Source organism: Leuconostoc citreum (assembly GCF_007954785.1).
Taxonomy (GTDB): Bacteria; Bacillota; Bacilli; order Lactobacillales; family Lactobacillaceae; genus Leuconostoc; species Leuconostoc citreum.
On the sequence record NZ_CP042410.1, the window covers coordinates 1,157,444 to 1,176,072 of the forward strand.

Annotated in this window: 22 protein-coding genes; 1 reads left to right on the forward strand and 21 read right to left on the reverse strand. The window is 39.9% G+C overall.

Going from position 1 to position 18,629, the window contains the following annotated elements:
• Positions 1-135: 135 nt before the first annotated feature.
• From FGL72_RS05710 to FGL72_RS05780, 15 genes are all read right to left on the reverse strand, one after another.
• Positions 136-816 (reverse strand): DivIVA domain-containing protein, encoded by a 681-nt coding sequence (locus tag FGL72_RS05710; protein ID WP_085698836.1) that lies wholly within the window; start codon positions 814-816, stop codon positions 136-138.
• 36 nt (positions 817-852) lie between these two features.
• Positions 853-1,644 carry a YlmH family RNA-binding protein gene (locus FGL72_RS05715; RefSeq protein WP_004904253.1) on the reverse strand — a complete coding sequence of 264 codons (792 nt, stop codon included), beginning with the start codon at positions 1,642-1,644 and terminating at the stop codon, positions 853-855.
• 7 nt (positions 1,645-1,651) lie between these two features.
• Positions 1,652-1,915: a YggT family protein gene (locus tag FGL72_RS05720; RefSeq protein ID WP_004900463.1), complete on the reverse strand. Its 264-nt coding sequence runs from the start codon at positions 1,913-1,915 to the stop codon at positions 1,652-1,654.
• Positions 1,916-1,919: 4 nt separating this feature from the next.
• Positions 1,920-2,390, reverse strand: coding sequence for a cell division protein SepF (locus FGL72_RS05725; RefSeq protein WP_004900466.1), 471 nt, complete (start codon positions 2,388-2,390; stop codon positions 1,920-1,922).
• A 119-nt stretch (positions 2,391-2,509) separates the two neighbouring features.
• Positions 2,510-3,823, reverse strand: a complete 1,314-nt coding sequence (gene ftsZ, locus FGL72_RS05730; RefSeq protein WP_085698834.1) for a cell division protein FtsZ — start codon at positions 3,821-3,823, stop codon at positions 2,510-2,512.
• Between the two features lie 21 nt (positions 3,824-3,844).
• Positions 3,845-5,218 (reverse strand): cell division protein FtsA, encoded by a 1,374-nt coding sequence (ftsA, locus tag FGL72_RS05735; RefSeq protein WP_004900473.1) that lies wholly within the window; start codon positions 5,216-5,218, stop codon positions 3,845-3,847.
• A gap of 127 nt (positions 5,219-5,345) precedes the next feature.
• On the reverse strand, positions 5,346-6,056 hold the full coding sequence (locus tag FGL72_RS05740; protein ID WP_186727993.1) for a cell division protein FtsQ/DivIB: 711 nt from the start codon (positions 6,054-6,056) through the stop codon (positions 5,346-5,348).
• A gap of 31 nt (positions 6,057-6,087) precedes the next feature.
• Positions 6,088-7,197, reverse strand: a complete 1,110-nt coding sequence (gene murG, locus FGL72_RS05745) for an undecaprenyldiphospho-muramoylpentapeptide beta-N-acetylglucosaminyltransferase (protein ID WP_085698828.1) — start codon at positions 7,195-7,197, stop codon at positions 6,088-6,090.
• A 1-nt stretch (position 7,198) separates the two neighbouring features.
• The gene (murD, locus tag FGL72_RS05750; protein ID WP_146992974.1) at positions 7,199-8,548 is read right to left on the reverse strand and encodes a UDP-N-acetylmuramoyl-L-alanine--D-glutamate ligase; all 1,350 of its coding nucleotides are present in this window, start codon (positions 8,546-8,548) and stop codon (positions 7,199-7,201) included.
• A 51-nt stretch (positions 8,549-8,599) separates the two neighbouring features.
• Complete coding sequence (gene mraY / locus FGL72_RS05755) at positions 8,600-9,562, reverse strand: phospho-N-acetylmuramoyl-pentapeptide-transferase (RefSeq protein WP_004900482.1); 963 nt, start codon at positions 9,560-9,562, stop codon at positions 8,600-8,602.
• 10 nt (positions 9,563-9,572) lie between these two features.
• The gene (locus FGL72_RS05760) at positions 9,573-11,753 is read right to left on the reverse strand and encodes a penicillin-binding transpeptidase domain-containing protein (RefSeq protein WP_004904266.1); all 2,181 of its coding nucleotides are present in this window, start codon (positions 11,751-11,753) and stop codon (positions 9,573-9,575) included.
• A 2-nt stretch (positions 11,754-11,755) separates the two neighbouring features.
• Positions 11,756-12,112, reverse strand: a complete 357-nt coding sequence (gene ftsL / locus FGL72_RS05765; RefSeq protein WP_004900487.1) for a cell division protein FtsL — start codon at positions 12,110-12,112, stop codon at positions 11,756-11,758.
• Positions 12,113-12,129: 17 nt separating this feature from the next.
• On the reverse strand, positions 12,130-13,071 hold the full coding sequence (gene rsmH, locus FGL72_RS05770; RefSeq protein WP_012305087.1) for a 16S rRNA (cytosine(1402)-N(4))-methyltransferase RsmH: 942 nt from the start codon (positions 13,069-13,071) through the stop codon (positions 12,130-12,132).
• 18 nt (positions 13,072-13,089) lie between these two features.
• Positions 13,090-13,521 (reverse strand): division/cell wall cluster transcriptional repressor MraZ, encoded by a 432-nt coding sequence (mraZ, locus tag FGL72_RS05775; RefSeq protein WP_004900495.1) that lies wholly within the window; start codon positions 13,519-13,521, stop codon positions 13,090-13,092.
• Positions 13,522-13,674: 153 nt separating this feature from the next.
• Positions 13,675-14,019 carry a hypothetical protein gene (locus FGL72_RS05780; protein WP_004900496.1) on the reverse strand — a complete coding sequence of 115 codons (345 nt, stop codon included), beginning with the start codon at positions 14,017-14,019 and terminating at the stop codon, positions 13,675-13,677.
• A gap of 158 nt (positions 14,020-14,177) precedes the next feature.
• Here FGL72_RS05780 and FGL72_RS05785 point away from each other — a divergent pair, with 158 nt between their 5' ends.
• Positions 14,178-14,384 carry a DUF4044 domain-containing protein gene (locus tag FGL72_RS05785; RefSeq protein WP_004900498.1) on the forward strand — a complete coding sequence of 69 codons (207 nt, stop codon included), beginning with the start codon at positions 14,178-14,180 and terminating at the stop codon, positions 14,382-14,384.
• 58 nt (positions 14,385-14,442) lie between these two features.
• On the opposite strand, the gene FGL72_RS05790 is transcribed toward FGL72_RS05785, so the two are convergent.
• The 6 genes from FGL72_RS05790 to rpe form a co-directional block, all read right to left on the reverse strand.
• The gene (locus FGL72_RS05790) at positions 14,443-16,140 is read right to left on the reverse strand and encodes a DAK2 domain-containing protein (RefSeq protein WP_146992847.1); all 1,698 of its coding nucleotides are present in this window, start codon (positions 16,138-16,140) and stop codon (positions 14,443-14,445) included.
• Between the two features lie 7 nt (positions 16,141-16,147).
• Positions 16,148-16,507, reverse strand: coding sequence for an Asp23/Gls24 family envelope stress response protein (locus FGL72_RS05795; protein ID WP_085698822.1), 360 nt, complete (start codon positions 16,505-16,507; stop codon positions 16,148-16,150).
• A 164-nt stretch (positions 16,508-16,671) separates the two neighbouring features.
• Positions 16,672-16,872 carry a 50S ribosomal protein L28 gene (gene rpmB, locus FGL72_RS05800; RefSeq protein ID WP_004900506.1) on the reverse strand — a complete coding sequence of 67 codons (201 nt, stop codon included), beginning with the start codon at positions 16,870-16,872 and terminating at the stop codon, positions 16,672-16,674.
• Positions 16,873-16,960: 88 nt separating this feature from the next.
• Positions 16,961-17,275, reverse strand: coding sequence for a thioredoxin (trxA, locus tag FGL72_RS05805; protein WP_004904273.1), 315 nt, complete (start codon positions 17,273-17,275; stop codon positions 16,961-16,963).
• Between the two features lie 46 nt (positions 17,276-17,321).
• Complete coding sequence (locus FGL72_RS05810; protein WP_004900514.1) at positions 17,322-17,960, reverse strand: thiamine diphosphokinase; 639 nt, start codon at positions 17,958-17,960, stop codon at positions 17,322-17,324.
• On the reverse strand, positions 17,960-18,616 hold the full coding sequence (rpe, locus tag FGL72_RS05815; protein WP_085698820.1) for a ribulose-phosphate 3-epimerase: 657 nt from the start codon (positions 18,614-18,616) through the stop codon (positions 17,960-17,962). Before rpe ends, FGL72_RS05810 begins: the two co-directional genes overlap by 1 nt.
• Between the last annotated feature and the right edge of the window lie 13 nt (positions 18,617-18,629).

Here is an 18,629-nt window from a genome sequence, read left to right on the forward strand (position 1 = left end):
GATCTGCACCGTTTGAACTTACTTAAAATTCAGTTCAACAAACTTGTAACTGATCTGAAAGGCTACAGGGACGATCATCTCTAACCACCATGACTCGCTGCGCGTATGTACGCCAATCTTGCTGTGTTACGCTTTTTATGATTTATTATCTGCTGTGTCTTCCGTCTCTGGAAACACAACTACTGGTCCTTGTTCAACCGTCGTATCAGACGTTGCTGCGTCGTCAACTATCTCGTCAGCAACATTAGTTGCTGCTTCAGCTGCTGAATTCAAATCAGCTTTTTCAATACGAGCGGCAGTTGCCTGACCCATTGGCAAACGATGAACTGCCTCGGCTAACTCATCGTTGTCTAATAGTGTACGCTGAACTGTCAATAATTTCAAGAACGAATCTTTAAAACTTTCAACTTCTTGACGTAATTCGTTTTGCTCGGCAACTAAATCAGCATTTTCTTGTGCCAACTTTGTGGCTTCTGCCTCAGCTTTTGTACGTGCATCACTAATAATCTTTGTGGCTGACTCTTGTGCATGCATTAATTGCTTTTTTACTTCTGCATCAGCATCTTTTTTCAAGCGCTCAGCCGCTTCTTGTGCCACAAAGATGGACTGGTTAACTTGCTCACGCTTAGCTTCTAGCTCATCAACCTTAACTTGTAACTGTTCCTTTTCATTTGCAAAACGATCACGCTCTGCAATAATTGCTTCATAATCACCGTTTACTTGGTCTAAAAAGGCGTCAACTTCGGATGCAATATAAGCACGAGAGCCTTTCTTAGTAAAATCATGATTTAATATTTCGTCAGGTGTTAGTGCCATCATACTCTCCTTTTAATTACAGTATAGCCATGCTAATCAACGCCGAATAACATTTACTACCGTTTTAATTTTATCTTTTTTGCTTAATCCGTCAAGCATTTTTGGTTGAATACGACCATATCCACGTACAGAAATAACATCACCAACGGTCACAGTAGTATCCGGCTTAATGACTGTGTGCCAATTCAAACGAACTTGCTGTTGTTCAACCAAACTTTTCGTCACGCTTCTCGGTAAATCAAAAATGGTAGCAATTACCGTATCAATACGTAGAGAAGCTAGTAATACAAAGGTCTCTTCCCAATCATCCTTGGGTTGAATCGCATGATTCAGTGTTGTCGCTACCAATGATACTTTGGTACGTCCCACTGTCAAAACTGTTTGCTGGATATAAGCTAACATTTTTTTATCCACAATAATTTGCCACTGCTGTGCATCATTTAGGATATCCCCAATAATAGCACGTTTAATGCCTGAATGCATTAAAGTACCTAGAATCGTACTATGATGTAATGTTGTAAACTTTTTTGGATATTTAATCTCGAACACAGCTAATTCAAAATCATCAAGTTCTGGTGAATAAAAGTTTGGCGAAATAATTGCTCGTTGGCTTTCAGCGCCATCAACGCCACCATTAAATACTACTTTCAAATCGTTCATTCGGTTAACGAGTGTCTTTAAAATATATTGCTCTCGTGGATTTAAAAAGTAAGTTAAAATAAACCGATACTCATCTTGACTTTGTCTTATCCAATCACCTGCTTGTTGTATAAAGTCTGCCTCATCTGGTCTAAAATGCTGTTCAATTGCTATAGAAACATCTGACATGGTCGCACTAGACCAACAATAAGATAAGATGTGCTAGGCCACTGACTGCAAAATTCCAAGCTAATATAGCAACAATTGGCGAGATATCAATGATACCGGCTATCGGTGGTATGACTCTAAATAAATTAAGATATGGTAACACAATGCGACCTAACCACCGACCCACTGGAGACTGTTGAGCCCCCGGTAGCCATGACATTAAAACATAAATAATTATTGCATACTCATAATAACGTGCAATGCGAATAATCCAATCTAAAATTTCCAGCATAGGCTTAGTACCTTGTATTTGGTTCTAAATTATCAGTCAATGTACCCGAAATTTCAAACGTGTCTGGCGTGACTAAGAAAATAGATTGTCCAATGCGTTCGATTTCGCCATTGACAGCATAAATTGCACCACCTAGAAAATCTAAAATTCGCTTGGCTTGCGCTTCATCAATTTGTGTAAAATTCACAATGACGGCTTCTCCACCTAAAATCTGTGATGCAATAGCACGCGAATCGGAATAAACTTTCGGTTCAAATAAGGCAATCTTGCTATTTGCATTATTTGGATCCGTCATAGCAGACTGTTGCACTGTTTGTCGACCAGCAAAATAAGACGCTGTTTGTTGTTGCGATTGACGCTGTGCTGTCTGCTGTGGCTGAGGTTGCTCTTGATATGCTGTACTGCCATAATTTTTTTCATATAAATCGTCTTCTTCATTACTAAATAGACGCTTAATTGTGTCGACTACTGCCATGTTTTCTCCTTAAACACGCAACTGGGGCTTGTCATGTGGCCAATAGTTCAAACGCAATCAAGGCGCTAGTCTTAGTTGACACGATTCATGATTAGTTGCACCAATTCACGATTCCTTTTTTAACGTTTTTTAAAGAATGGTGGTTGTTCATTATCATCATCTGTACTTGAGAAATCAACGGATGAAGTATTTGATGTAGGGGTATTGAATACATCAAATGACTGCTTTTGCACACCGTCAAAACGATTATCTTCTGCAAAAGCATCCTTCGAAGCACCACTGATATTCCAATCAGCAAATGGATCTTTTTGTGTTGGTTGTACTAGTTGACTAGTCTGCTCCGTAGCTGGCTTTTCAAACACTGACGACTGTGGCGCCGAAGTTGATGTCTTGTTATCAGTGTTAGCCGCATTACCGAAAACGCTAGCTGCGTTAGCTTTAGGGTTAGCCCCCTTCTTTTGCGTGCCATCACTTGTAATGTTTTGAAGGCCAGTTGCAATAACCGTTACGCGGATTGAATCTTCAAGATTTTCATCAATCGATGTACCAAAAATAACATTGACTTCACGACCGGCCTCTTGAGCAATAACTTCAGAAGCTGTTTGTGCTTCAAACAAAGACATGTCCAAGCCACCAGTAATGTTGAGCAAAACGTCTTCTGCACCCGACATATCAACTTCTAATAATGGTGATGAAATTGCCTGTTTTGTTGCATCAGCAGCACGTGTTTCACCGCTAGCTTGACCAACACCCATTAATGCAGGGCCGGCATCTTGCATAACTGTTTTAACGTCAGCAAAGTCCAGATTAATGAACCCTGGATTAGTAATTAATTCTGAAATACCACGAACACCTTGTGCCACGACTTCATCAACCACCTTAAAGGCTTCTGATAGTGGTGTGCGTAAATCAATACGATCTTTCAAACGTTCGTTCGTGATAACAATTAGTGAATCAACTGATTCTGATAGTGCTTGGAGCCCTTCAGCTGCAAAACGACCGCGCTTTGGTCCTTCCCATTTAAATGGTCGTGTTACAACGGCAACTGTCAATGCCCCTTGCTCTTTGGCAATACGTGCCACAACGGGTGCAGCGCCGTTTCCAGTACCACCACCCATACCAGCAGTGATAACAACCATATCTGCGCCTGAAAGTGCAGAGGCAATATCTTCGGCACTTTCTTCTGCGGCTTTTGTACCACGTTCAGGATTAGAACCAGCACCCAAACCACCAGTTAACTTGGGACCAATTTGAATTTTAACGTCGGCTTTTGATTTGTCCAAAGCCTGTACATCTGTATTAGCAACGATGAATTCAACACCGTTAACCCCTTCTTCAATCATGTGATTGACAGCATTAGAACCGCCGCCACCAACACCGATAACTTTAATGATTGCGCCTGCTTGTTGGGCGTCATCAATTGAAAAATCCATGAGTTGTCTCCTTAAACTATACTAGTCTTCTCTAAATAAATTTTTAATTGTCTGCATCCAGCGCCCAAAGAAACCTTTTTTAGGCTGCTCTATTTGATTACCTTGATTACTATTATAGTGATACTCATCAAAACCTTGTGCTTGTGTATTTGACTCGGAAGTCTCGATATAAGTCACAGGAGCCTGACTTGTAACTTGTGACGTTGGCTGTACATAACTTGTGTCATCATGTCGTGCCATAATCACTTGCTTAATCACTTGTTGTGTCATACTTTCACGTGATGCAAACATCGCATAAGCCATTGCTCTAGTATAAGATGGATGTCTTAAGCCAATTTGATCTGGTACAAATAAACGCACATTTTCGCCCAAAATTGTTTTTGCAAAATCAACCATACGGGGTAATGCAGCATTTCCACCAGTAAGAACAAAGCCACCAGGCATATTTAAGCCATTTACAGTATTCAATGGTTCAAATGCCCTAGTAAAAATTTGTTCTAGCCGAGCTGCAATAATTTCTGAAAGATAATGTTCATTTGCGGTTCTAGGTGTTGCATCACCAACAACTTCAACTGCAAATTCATTTTTAACGTTTGTTTGCGTTGGGTCAGCAAACCCATAATCGCGCTTTAGCTTTTCGGCATTGGCATAAGAGGTACTTAATACAGTTGAAATGTCTTTTGTGACGTTGTCACCACCCTCTAAGTCAACACTATTAAATTTCAGTTTGCGATCGTGAATAATTGAAGTAGTAGTTTGACCGCCACCCAAATCAATCAATACTGTGCCAAAGTCTTGCTCGCCATCGTTTAAGATACTTGTCCCAACAGCTAATGGAGCCAACACGAATTCTCGCAATGTCAAGCCAGCTTTTTGGATCGCCATACGTGTATTATCTAGTATTTTAGTTGGCCCAAGGTAAGCAGTTCCGTGCATTTCAAGGCGAACACCAATCATTTCGTGGGGATCTTTAATACCATCAAAACCGTCAACACTAAATTCTTCAGCGATTAAATCTATTACATCACGATCTGAGGGCAAGCTATTTGACAATGCTTGTTGTGCAACGTGCTGCACATCTTCATACGTAATACGTTTATTTTGATTTGCAATGGAAACGAGTCCATCAACATGTAACATTTCAATTTGGTTTGCTGGCACACCAGCAACGACTTCATTAATTTGAAAATTAGCTTTTTCTTGTGCTTGATCAATGGCTTCACGAATTGCACCGGCTGTTGCATCAATATCAACAATTACACCCTTATGCAAACCACGAGAAGGTGCATTACCTGCGCCAATCACATTGAATTGGTTGCCAGTTGTTTGTGCAATGACAACTTTAATCGATGTTGTGCCAATGTCTAAACCAACTGTCACGCCTGAGTTATTCATGCGTCGTGCCCCTTTACAATTTTTTTTAATAAATTATACCTAATAATAATAATATCATAAATGACGCACTTCCCGCTACCAATTAGCTGGTTTCATTTGCTTTCATTTTATGACTTTTTAATACATATTATTTCTTTTTGTTATCATCTTTTTGCGCATTGGTCCCATACTTATATGAATAGGCGCCAAACTGTAAATCAACAATGCCTTTATCTGGCATCTGGGCGGCAATACCTGGATAAAAACTAATCTTCTTGCCAAAAGTATCCTGTGTCGCATAGACTGTGTTGCCATCATCCATGACAATAACTAATCGTTTTGCATTGTCTTTGACTGGTGAAAAAGTAATCTGACTTATATTTTGGCGCAACGTCAATTCCAAAGTGACAAATTGCGTTGCCACTTCTTGCAGTGCTGTCTGTGTTCGAAAACCAGCATAAATTGGCGCATCCCCTTTTGGTTGTCCAATTGTTGTTAAATACCCATTGCGATCAATAAGATACCATTGTCCTTTTTTCTGAATATATCCAGCGGTTACTTTTTCGATCACTTTAATGGTCACATGGGTACCTTGCTGCTTCACTTGCGCAGAATCAATTTTATCACTGCTTTTTACTAGACGCTCAGCAATAAATTGCGTTTGCCCAGCCACTTGCCAATAAGGTGTGCCCACCATGACTTGCGCGTATGTCTGCACCTTTTTGTCTGGCAATTCCATGGCGTTAACAGTCACTTGTTTAATAGATTGCCAAGGCCGAATGATTGCCAACGTCCCTATAATCAAAATGGCAAAAATAACGAGACTAAGCCATAACTGTCTTGGTCGCCGAGTCATTATTCTGTTGTTAAACTGTTCAACATTCAATTCACTAATCTTTCTTATTAGCCATCGCCTGTAAAATTAATTGATACAAGCGCTCACCCGCATCTGGCATACCAACTTTTGTTGCCTGAGCGGCCATCTTATCACTCACATTTTCATCTAATAACAATGTGTCAACCGCCGCAATCAAACTCTGTCCATTCAAATCAGATTCATTAATGTTAATTGCAGCACCAACATCTACTAAGCTTTGTGCATTTTTAGTTTGATGATCACCTGTCACATGTAGACTCGGTATTAATATTGAAGGAATTCCCAATGCTGTAATTTCAGCAATTGACGTTGCCCCGGCACGAGATACAATGGCGTCTGTTTGCTTTAATACATTCGGCATATTATCAATATAAGGCAATATACGAATATTATCAGCGGCCTCAATGTTTCTCTCACGCAATAAATCTAGCACATTATCGTAACGTTTTGGTCCAGTCACAATAACAACTTGATAGCTACGTTCATTAAATTCTGGTATAGCATCGATAACGGCTAGATTAATGGCTGGCGCCCCTTGAGACCCACCAAATATAAGTACCGTTGCTTTATCATCCCGCAAGCCAATTGTCTGCCATGAAAATGTTGACTTTAACTGCGCAACCTGCTGTGCTCTTGGGTTACCAACCAAAACGACTTTTTCACTCGGAAATTGTTGCTTGGCAACTTCGAAGGCCACACCGATTTTTGTGGCACCACGTGCTAAAAATTTATTTGTTACACCTGCAACAGAGTTCTGTTCATGAATGACTGTCGGAATATTCATGCGCTGTGCAGCATAGACAACCGCCCCAGCAACATAGCCGCCTGTGCCAATGACAACATCTGGTTTAAACTCTTTAATAATTTTTTTAGATACTTTGACCGCTTTCAGGAATAGTTGCACAGTTTTAATATTATGTAAAGAAAGTGATCGACTAAAACCCTGAACTGCAAGTTGCTTAAATGCCATTCCCGTTTTTGGTACAATATTAGCTTCTACGCCACGTTCTGAGCCAACATACAAAAATTCTGCATCTGGTTCATGCTGCTTAATAACCTCTGCCAAAGCAAGTGCTGGATAAATGTGACCACCTGTACCACCACCAGATAAAATAACACGCATATTATACCCCCAAATTTTCTTTCAATTCATTGACAAATTCATCACCGCGGACTTCAAAGTTGGGATATTCGTCCCAACTCGCCGCCGCTGGCGAAAGCAAAACAACATCTCCAGCTGAAGAACTACTGATGGCAACTGGCACCGCTTCTTTAACACTTGTAACTGTAATAACTGGCTTATGTGCTTGACGTGCTATGGCAACAACTTTTTGTTGCGTTTCACCAAATGCAATGACTAGCTTAACATGCGATAAGTTTGGTATTAATCGTGTTAAGTCGTCACCACGGTCTAGCCCACCCGCCAACCAAATTGTTGGTTCGTGAAAACTATCTAGCGCTGTTTGTGTCGCTTCTATATCAGTGGCCTTCGAATCGTTATAATATCTAACCCCATTTTCAGTCAAAAGGTATTGTAACCGATGTGGCACCCCGCCAAACACTTCAAGTACTGACTTAATAGCCTCATTAGTGACCCCAGCTATTTTAGAGACGGTGATAGCTGCCAAAATATTTTCTAAGTTATGTGGTCCAACTAACTTAATTGCTGTTAGTGGCATAACATGTTCTCCTTCAATAATTAAATCGTGGCCATCGGTCCATGCCATATCAGAGGAATTATCTCGTGAAAACAAGACGACTTGTGCTTGTGTTTTGGCAGCAAAGTCTGGGGTGTCAGCGCCATCCGCATTTAGAATTAACTTTTGATTTGCTGTTTGATTTTTTGTAATTTGATATTTGGCAGCAACGTAATGTGCCCGATCGCCATGATAATCCAGATGGTTAGCAAATATATTGGTAATGAGTGCAATATCAGGTTTAATATCTGGTAAGCCCATTAATTGAAAGCTAGACAACTCGAGTAATAAGGTATCTTGGCTAGTTAATGGACCAACAACTTCACTGACAGGCGTGCCAATATTACCTGCAGTTGTGACTGTTTGTCCACTTGCCTTTAGCATGTCACGTATCAAAGACGTCGTTGTGGTTTTGCCATTTGATCCCGTCACAGCAATGAGTCGTCCATCAAACGAACTTAGCGCCACTTCAACTTCTGTTAAGACCGGAATATCAAGACCAAGTGCTTTTTTAACGATTGCCGTTTCATATGGAATGCCAGGATTCTTCACCAAAAAATCAAATGATTTATCTATTGCTTGATCATCATCATGATTGATAAATGTTACGCCTGCTGCTAGCAACTTTTGATAAATTGTCTCGTCGGTATCAAATGCGCCACCATTAACAACAGTCACAATGGCTGACAACTCTACTAAACGTTGCGCAGCAGCTTTACCTGAGCGTGCCCAACCAAATACCATCACTTTTTTATTTTTAAAATCTTGTATTTTCATCATTAACCTGATTTCTTAAAAATTTAATATGTACGCGACATACATCGCTTGTTAATTCATGTAGAATATACCGGCTACAGCCAAGATTGATGAAACAATCCAAAATAGCAAATCAATTTGCCATTCGCTCCAACCAAACTTCTCAAATGAATGATGGATTGGCGCCATAGGGAAAATTCTTTTATGCCAAAAATGATAACCGACTGTTTGGATAATCACTGATAGTGTCTCAATCACAAATATCAAACCAAACCAGATCAACGAAAATGGTACCCCAAGCAAAATTGATTCAATAGCTAAACCAGCACCCAGAGCCAACGATCCCGTATCACCCATGAAAATTTTTGCTTTTGGTCGATTAAAGATTAAGAAACCTAACAAACCACCAATAATTGAAAAATTAAATAAAACAATGATATGGTTATGCATATGCATGGCAATAACTGTATAAGCGGCATATACAACCACACTATTACCTGCAAGCAAACCATCTAACCCATCGGTTAAATTGGTTGCATTTGACCAGCCAACTAACCAAAACCACAGGAAAACAAAGTAGAAAAGCCCTAAATTAATTGTTCCAATCATGGGAATATAGAGCGTAAACGGCACTCCTAACAGCCACATGATTAACATAATAACTACTGCACTTAAGGTTTGTGCTAGGAGTTTGGGCTTAAAGGCAAACCCATCATCAGCATGATTAATGAGTTTCAATGCGTCGTCAATGCCGCCTATAATAGCATAAGCGACTAATGCAAATACAGGAATAATCATAGCAACAACACCAGACATGCCATGATATGCAGCGCCACCAATAAACGCACTAATCGCTGCAGCTAAAACAAACAAGAGACCACCCATACTTGGTGTGCCAGCTTTTGACTGGTGATCAGGTCCCAATTTTCGAATAACCGCTTGTTCTTTGGATTGTTTCAAAAATTTAATTAAGAATGGCATGAAAACCACAGTAATAATAAACGCTCGTGCTAGTGCCCATAAATTATCAGACATTTTTCTCTCCCTATTGCTTCTCTTTTAATTCAATTGCAACCTTGCTATTGCCCACAACGAGTTGATCTTTGGGGGTCAATTGTCTTGTCACATATCCCGACCCAGACCAAGTTAAGTCAAAACCAGCCGCATGAGCAAATGCCTGTGCATCAGTTAAACTCCAACCAGTCATATCGGGCAGATGCGTGTTACCTTTGGCAGTTAGAATCACTAATTGATTGGTTAATGACTTTTGCTGTGGTAACAACGATTGTTCCGTCACTTTTCCGTTACTACCCACAACAGCTACTCTGAAGCCAGCCTTTGTTAAATCATCAGATGCCTGCTTGATTGACTGCCCCATGACATTTGGTACAGTCTGTTTCGTTGTCTTTGATTTTATCGCACTATCGCTATCATTTAAAGCTTGTAGCATTAATGGCTGAAAAACCTTATTCATTGTTGTCTGAATTGTTGGATCTGGGAAGACCTTTGGTTGCTTAACAGCCAAATAAAAAATGTACTTAGGATTTTTTTCAGGTGCCAACACCATGACTGAGTGAATCGCATTATTTAGCCCTTGTAGATACTGACCATGCTCAGCCACTTGTGCAGTACCAGTCTTAGCAGCAATCTGATAGCCATAAGGTCGCAAATCAAATTCTTTTGCCGTTCCCGTTGGCTGGTTGACAACATCAATCATATATTGCCGTACTTGTTCAGCTGTACTGGCTTTAATAGGTTTAGCAACGTTTTCAGTTTTATTTTGCTTAATAACCGCACCAGTACTAGCATTAACAACCTTATCCACAAAGTATGGCTTCACTTCTTGACCATTATTAGCAATGGCTGAGTAAGCCTGTATCATTTGCAGGGGTGTCACACTAATCCCTTGACCATAGGCCGTGTTGGCTTGATCAATTGGATAAGTAAATGAAATACCACCAGATTGCTCGCCATTCAATCCAGAATTTGTTGACTGTAAAAATCTAAACTTTTCCAAATAATTACGCCAAACTGTCGGTCCTAGTTGCTGCTCTACACGTGCAAAGGCGACGTTAGATGAACGCCAAAAACCTTCACGGTAGGTTAACATGCCTTGGTCTTGACCAAACGCATCAACCACTTTTTTGCCATCAATCAACAACGTCCCTGATTGATAGGTATCCTCTGGCCGCCACTTACCAGTTTCAATGGCAGCAGCTAAAGTAATGCCTTTCATTGTCGAACCAGGCTCAAAAGGATTTTGATCTAATAAATTCGCCCAAAGCTTGGGCGCCACCGGCTTGTCATTTGCATTAAAATTAGGGCGCTGCGTCGCAGCAACAATGCGACCTGTCTTAGCTTCCATTAACACACCCACAGCAGAGTCAGCCTTTGTTTTGTCAAACAATTCTGACATACGTGTCTCTAAGGTATTTTGCAGGCCAGAATCCAATGTTAAGTAGACGTCGTGCCCATTTTCAACTGTTTTACTATCTTGTATATTTTCCGTCTGGCCATCATACTTCTTCACACCATTTTTACCAGATAAGACACTGTTTTCTGCTGCCTCTATTCCCATAAAACCATATTGTGTTGGTTGACCTGTTTTAGCATCTTCATCTGTTTTCATTGTACCAATTAAATGAGAAGCTGTACTGTCTTCAGGGTAAACACGTGATGGATGTGGTGTGAAATTAATGCCTGGTAAATTAAACGCCTGTATTTTCTTGTATTGTTCAATGCTAAGGTTTTTACTAGCTTGTGCTTTGTCTGAGATAAATTCAACTTGATAAGCTTTTTTATCTAGTCGCTTTAAAATATCTTCTTTACTCATATTAATCACTTGACTTAACTTATCAGCTGTTGCTTCTTTATCAACAACATGACCTGAACCAGCCACATATTTACCAGTCTTAGCATCTTTCACACGCGTTGCTTTCTTGTCCAACACCGCATACATATCATAAACTGTTGTATTTTCGGCCAAAACTTGCCCAGTAGCATCATAAATTTTACCACGGCTAGCCGGTACTATCTGTTTAGCCATAAAGGCTTGGCGTGTGGCATCATTTAAGTTATGGCCATCAACTGAACCACCAGCAATAATAAAAAGACGCACGCCAAGTCCAAGAATCACGATGGTCATTGCACCCAACAATACACCGCCAAAAATCTTGGCATTTTTTGTGACTCTTTTATTTGGTATCCGTCTCACTTTATTTCTCATAATTATTGATTAATATTTCTGACATTATTATTTGATAACGTCATATTATACTTTTTGGCGACCTCATCTAGATTTTTCTTGCTTGTCTTACTCTGGATATCGCTACGCAAGGCATCATTTGATTCTTTTGTTGCATCTATTTTTGATTGCATTGTTGCTGCGTTTGTACGTGCCGCATTTGCTTGCATACTTGAAAACACAACACCAATCATTAGTATCATAATAACTGCAGAAACAAACGTCACCATTAATCGTTCACGTCTTGTCCAACGTGCTGCCTTATATTTAACACGTGTCTGAGATGGTGCAAAGGGAATTGCTTCTGCTGATGTTGTATATTGATATGCATTCTGTGCCATGCGACAGCTCCTAACTCTTATTGTCGTTCAATACCACGTAACTTTGCTGATTCTGACCGATGGTTATCAGTCATTTCAGTTTCACTTGGCAAAATTGGTTTACGCGTTAATAACTTATAATCTGGTTCAAATTGCCCGGGCAATACTGGTAAGCCTGCTGGCAAGTCAGGCATACTTGTTTTTTCCCGAAACATTTGTTTAACAAGCCGATCTTCCAGTGACTGGAAAGTAATCACACTAATGCGACCACTGGGTGCTAACAACTCTAACGCTTGCGTCAATGAATCCTCTAATGCACCCAGTTCGTCATTCACAGCGACACGCAAAGCCTGAAATGTGCGTTTTGCTGGATGTCCGCCCTTACGACGGGCCGGTGCAGGAATCGCCTCTTTGATAATATCAACAAGCTCAAATGTTGTATTGATGGGTCCTTTATCACGATGCTGCTCAATTTTCCGTGCCACCTGTTTTGGAAAGCGATCTTCACCATAGCGACTCAGGACACGCAATATATCATTAAAGGGCCAATCATTAACAATAGTCTTGGCCGTTAACGTTTGACGTTGATCCATTCTCATGTCTAATTCAGCATCATAGTTATAACTAAAACCACGTTGACCATCATCAAATTGTACCGAACTAACGCCTAAATCATAAACAATGCCGTCAACAGCTGTTACATGTTGTTCTGCTAATGCAACCTTTAATTGTCGAAAATTTTGATGTATTAAGATTAATTTACCTGCAGCAATCTCATCCGCATAACGCGTTTGATTGTACTTAATTGCGGTATCATCTTGGTCAAAACTGTACAATTTCCCAGTAGTCAATTGTTTTAATATTTCACCTGTATGGCCACCACCGCCCAATGTTGCATCAACATATGTGCCAGTGGGATTTATAGCTAATAAAGCTACTGCTTCGTGCAATAATACTGTGACATGTTCAAATTCAGCCATTAACATCCGTCCTTTTGTTTAGAAATCAAAGTCCACAAGTCCTTCGGCAATGTCATCAAAATTTTCAGCAGTCTCAGCTGTATATGATTGCCAATTCTCATCGCTCCAAATTTCAAATGAGTCGCCCGATCCTGTAACAATCACATTTTTTGCCAGTCCAGCATACGTTTTTAAATTAGATGGGATAATGATACGTCCCTGTTTGTCAATTTCAGCTTCCATCGCACCAGCCATAACAAAACGCTTAAATTGACGTGCTTCTTTTTTTCCTAATGGTAATTGATTGAGTTGTTGTTCTAATTTTTCCCAAACAGGCATTGGCATAGCACGTAATGCATGCTCCATCCAACGTGTTACGATAAATTTTTCGCCTAATTGGTTTCGAAATTTCGCCGGAATTATAAGTCGCCCCTTGACATCGAGCGTATGTGAATATTCGCCCATGAACATCGGGACCACCTCCATTAAAAATTCTATACTATTAATTTACCACATTTCCCCATTTCCCTCCACCTAATTATCAATTTGTCATATTTTAGTAAATTTCAAGACACTAAAAAGCACTGTTATCTAATAGATAACAGTGCTTTTTATAAGTGGGGATTAGTGGTATACAAAACCCAATATTGTCACAATGATTAATAACACACAGGCTAATAAACCAGTCCATACCCAATATTTACGCCAAAAACTTCTAAAAGACCAGCCATTAGACATCAAGAACCAAGCCAATATAGCACCCACAAACCACCAAATGAGTAAAAACCATAATACATAACTTGTACCAAAACGCGAACCCATAGTTTCATGCACAATATACCACATCGGCACAACCAAAATATCAATCACTTGTATACGGTATCGTTGCGGTATACGCAACCAACGACAAATAACAATTGTTAGAATTATTAACCCGATTGCCAAAATTGGCCAAGTCCACCAATGCATTACTTTACCTCATTTATTTCTTTATCCTAATAACCATACCTGAACCCGCTTTAAAAAACAAGTTTCAAAAGCTAACCTAACGCGATATATAGGATATTATTGCATGCCGAGCTAAAACTATGTTAAACTTACCTTTGAAAATAATGTCGAGGTGAATTATGGCAGAAAAAATGAATCAATCAGCTGGTAACGCAAAATTACAAGCCGAAATTGATGCAAAGCTGAATCAACATCGTATGCCCAAGTACGAACAGAAATCACGAACACGCATTGAAAAGATGACACTTGTCATGTCATGGTTTATGGTCGTCTTAATGGTTGGTGGTATTTTTTATGCCGCTGCCAACGCATTAGGCTGGTTCTAATAACATGACAAAAAGGAAGTCGCAGATGATCTGCGACTTCCTTTTTGTCATGTTTCATTTATTCAACTGAAATCAAAAATGGATACAAAGGTTGCTTCCCTTCATGAACTTCGATTTCTAGGTCATCATCAAGTGCCTCAATGGCTTTTTTTAATCTATCAGCATCTTTTAATTTAGTGCCTTCACCAACGATAATTGTTACTATTTCTGAATCTGAATCCAACATTTTGGCAACTGATTCAATGGCTGTATCCTGTAATTTCTTAGACACAACAGCAATATCACCATCGATAATACCCATCCAATCACCATGATGAATCTCGACACCGTCTAACATGGTATCGCGTACAGCTTGTGTGACCTGTAAAGACTTAACCTCAGTCATCATAGCTGCCATCTCACGTACATTATCATCCAACTTAGCTTCTGGATTATAACCCATCATTGCTGTTAGGCCTTGTTGAATAGTCCGCGTTTTCACTACTTGTGCAGGAATGTCCACCAAATCAACGGCTTGTTCTGCAGCCATAAAAATATTTGAATTGTTAGGCAAAATAATAACTTGTTTAGCATCACTGGCATTGATAGCATCCACGAGGTCTGACGTTGCTGGATTCATAGTTTGTCCGCCAGATATCACAGTTTGGACACCTAAACTTTTAAACAACGCTGCAATACCATCGCCGGCAGCAATAGTAATAACAGCTGTATCAACTTGTTTTTGCGTCATCGCTATTTTAGCGACTTGGACTTCTTCAGCACGTTGCGCATCAATCACGGCCTGTTGTTGGTCACGCATATTATCAACTTTCACTTTAACAAGTGAGCCAAAATGCGTGCCCCAACTAATAACTTCACCAGGGTTTTCAGTATGAACGTGTACCTTCACAATCTCGTCATCGTTGATAACCAGAAGTGAGTCACCTAATTCAGCTAAATGATTATAAAATGTGTCGTAATCAAACTCATGATCATAGGTCGTCCCTTTGCCAATTTGTACCATAACTTCAGTACAGTAGCCATAGGCAATATCATTAGGATCAAGATTAACATTTGCTTGAGCCCCAGCATGAAGTTCTTTGACCATTTGGTCTAACTCAGCATTATCAGGCGTTTTGAGCTCATCTTCGTTAAATTCGCCACTTAAAACTTGGTAGAAAGCATTCAAAACAAAAACAAGGCCCTGCCCACCAGAATCCACAACCCCAACTTCTTTTAATACAGGCAATAGGTCAGGTGTCGATGCTAAAGCTACTTGAGCTGCTTCGTCTACTGCACGCATCAAAACAACAATATCGTCTGATTCATTAGCTACTTGATTAGCTTTTGCAGCAGCTTCACGAATAACCGTTAGGATTGTCCCTTCTGTCGGCTTCATCACTGATTTATAGGCAATTTGTGCACCAGACATCAATGCATCAGCTAAGTCGCGCGCGGTTAATGTCTCTTTATTTTCAACTGAAGTAGCAAACCCACGAAAAATTTGTGACAGAATAACACCTGAATTACCACGGGCACCCATAAGCAAGCCCTTTGAGGTCGCCTTCGCCAATGCCCCGATATGTGTATCTAACGCATCACGCTCATACTGTGCACCACTTGCCATCGATAAGCTCATATTCGTACCAGTATCACCATCTGGTACCGGAAAAACATTTAATTTGTTAATTTTTGCAGCATTAGCCGCAAGCGCAGCTGAAGCCGCATTAATCATTTTACCAAACTCAACATTGGTAATCACTGTTATTTTACTCATGACACTCCTAGTCTGTGACACGCACGCCTTGAACAATCACGTTAACTTCAGCTGCGTGAATGCCCAAGAGCGCATCAAGATTATATCTCACTTTTCCTTGAACCGATTTCGAAATTTCTGATAATTTAGTGCCATACTGTGCAACTAAATACACGTCAACACTAACCCCGCTGCCTCCTTGATGAACAACAACACCCTTAGCGTAATTTTCACGATTTAAAATTTGATTCATACCATCACGAAAAGCGGCTTTAGATGCCATGCCCACAACACCTGGATTCTCAATGGCCGATCCACCAACTATTGTTGCGATAACATCGTTTTCAATTGTAATGTCACCATTTTTAGCTTTGATTTTGATTGCCATAATATTCAAAACAATAATACGCTGACTATTTAGTGTATTATTGCATTTCCTCCTTAAAGGTTTACTGCTACTATTTTAACATAAAAAAACCACCAGTAAGGTGGTCGTTTTATGTCAACTATGCTTATCTTAAGCAAGTCATTGCAATAAATTACAATAATTGATTAAACGCGTTCGATAGAACCGTTCTTCAACCCGGCCTTCAAAGTACGCGCTGTCAAGTAAACTTTCTTTGCGGCAGCACCGTTAATCTTAACAGTCACTTTTTGCAAGTTTGGCTTCCAGCTACGACGACTTGAATTCAACGCGTGTGAACGTTGGTTACCAAAACGTGTGCGTGCGCCTGTAATAGCATCCTTTGCCATGTTCGACCCTCCTTTTCGAGCCATTAGTTTTAAAAAGCTCTTTCTACAACATTAGTAAATTTTACCAGATTTTAAATACTTTGGCAAGTTAATTTGTGTATTTTGCCAAAACTTTGGCCAACTGATCTTTTGTATGAAAGCCAGTTAGGCGTTCAACAACTTCACCATCTTTTTGTACTAATAGTGTTGGGATTGCACGAATACTAAATGCAGAAGGTGTTTCCGGGTTCTGATCAACGTCCATCTTAACAAAATTAACATGTTCTGTTTCTTCAGACAGTGCTTCCAAGACTGGTGATTGCATACGACATGGGCCACACCAAGTAGCCCAAAAATCAGTAATACTAACACCCTTAGCTGTGTCTTCCTTAAATTCGGCGTCTGTAATTGCTTTAACTACCATATTTGTTACCTCCTATTAATCCTTACATTGTTCTTTATTGATTATATCAGTCTTTTGTCTGCGTTATCATGATTATGCCTGTGTCAAAGCTAATATGAACCGTGTCTTCTAAAAATTCATTGGAAGACCACATTTTGGCGATGTTGCTCGTTAATCTCAATGGATACTTAGCATCTATTATATGAAAATTTTCAACTTGATTTAAAGGCATGAATCCGAGATATTTGATTGCCGGTTGCCGATGTACTGTAACATTTCCTGGCAATGCATAGGCTATATGATTCACGCGATCAACAAAAGTAACTCTGTCAACGATATCCTTAAATACTGGGTTAGCCATTAGCCAAAGATTACTCAGCAAGTGATCGATACGGCCACCTGTTGCACCAAAAACCGTAATGTGATCAGGTCGTTTTTTTTGTGCATATAGTAATGCTAATTCAGTATCCGTTTCATCTTTTTCCGCCTTGACACGAACAATCTTATGCGCAGATAGATGAGTCGTTAATTCTTGATACTCACTGGGTGTCAGTGAGTCAAAATCCCCCACTGCCATTTGCATGGGAATACCGTGTTGATATAACCACCACGCCCCTCTATCAGCACCTATCCAGTCGCCTGATGTTTCAAATAAATTATCTGGCCATAATGTCTTGGGACCACCCGCCAAGATATTAATTTGCATTAATCTGTCAACGCTTTCAATGTTGCAATTTTAGCAGCTGGATCAACTTTATCATAAACATATGAACCGGCTACAAAAACATTTGCCCCTGCTTCATAGGCAGCTGTAATAGTTTCATTATTGACGCCACCATCAATTTCTATATCAAATTGATAACCCATAGCATCTTTCAACGCTTTTAATTGTGCAATCTTTTTAATTGTTGATGGCAAAAACTTTTGTCCACCAAATCCTGGATTAACCGTCATTACAAGGACTTGGTCAACCATGTCTAAAACAGGTTCAATCGCGGTTACTGGTGTCCCAGGATTAATTACAACCTCAGCCTTAACCCCTTTATTTTTAATCATTTGTAGGGCACGATGAATATGTGCTGTCGCCTCAACATGGACACCAATAATATTTGCACCAGCATCGGCAAACGCATCAACAATTTTTTCAGGATTGATAACCATCAAATGAACGTCCAATATCATATCTGTTTCTGGGCGTAATTGTTTGACCCAATTTGGTCCATAAGAAATTGAAGGTACAAAACTACCATCCATGACATCAATATGTAAGTATTCAGCACCGGCCTTTTCAACTAACTTAACATCACGTTCTAAATTAGTATAGTCCGCGCTCAAAATCGATGGTGAAATAATTCCTGACATTATTGTTTCCTTC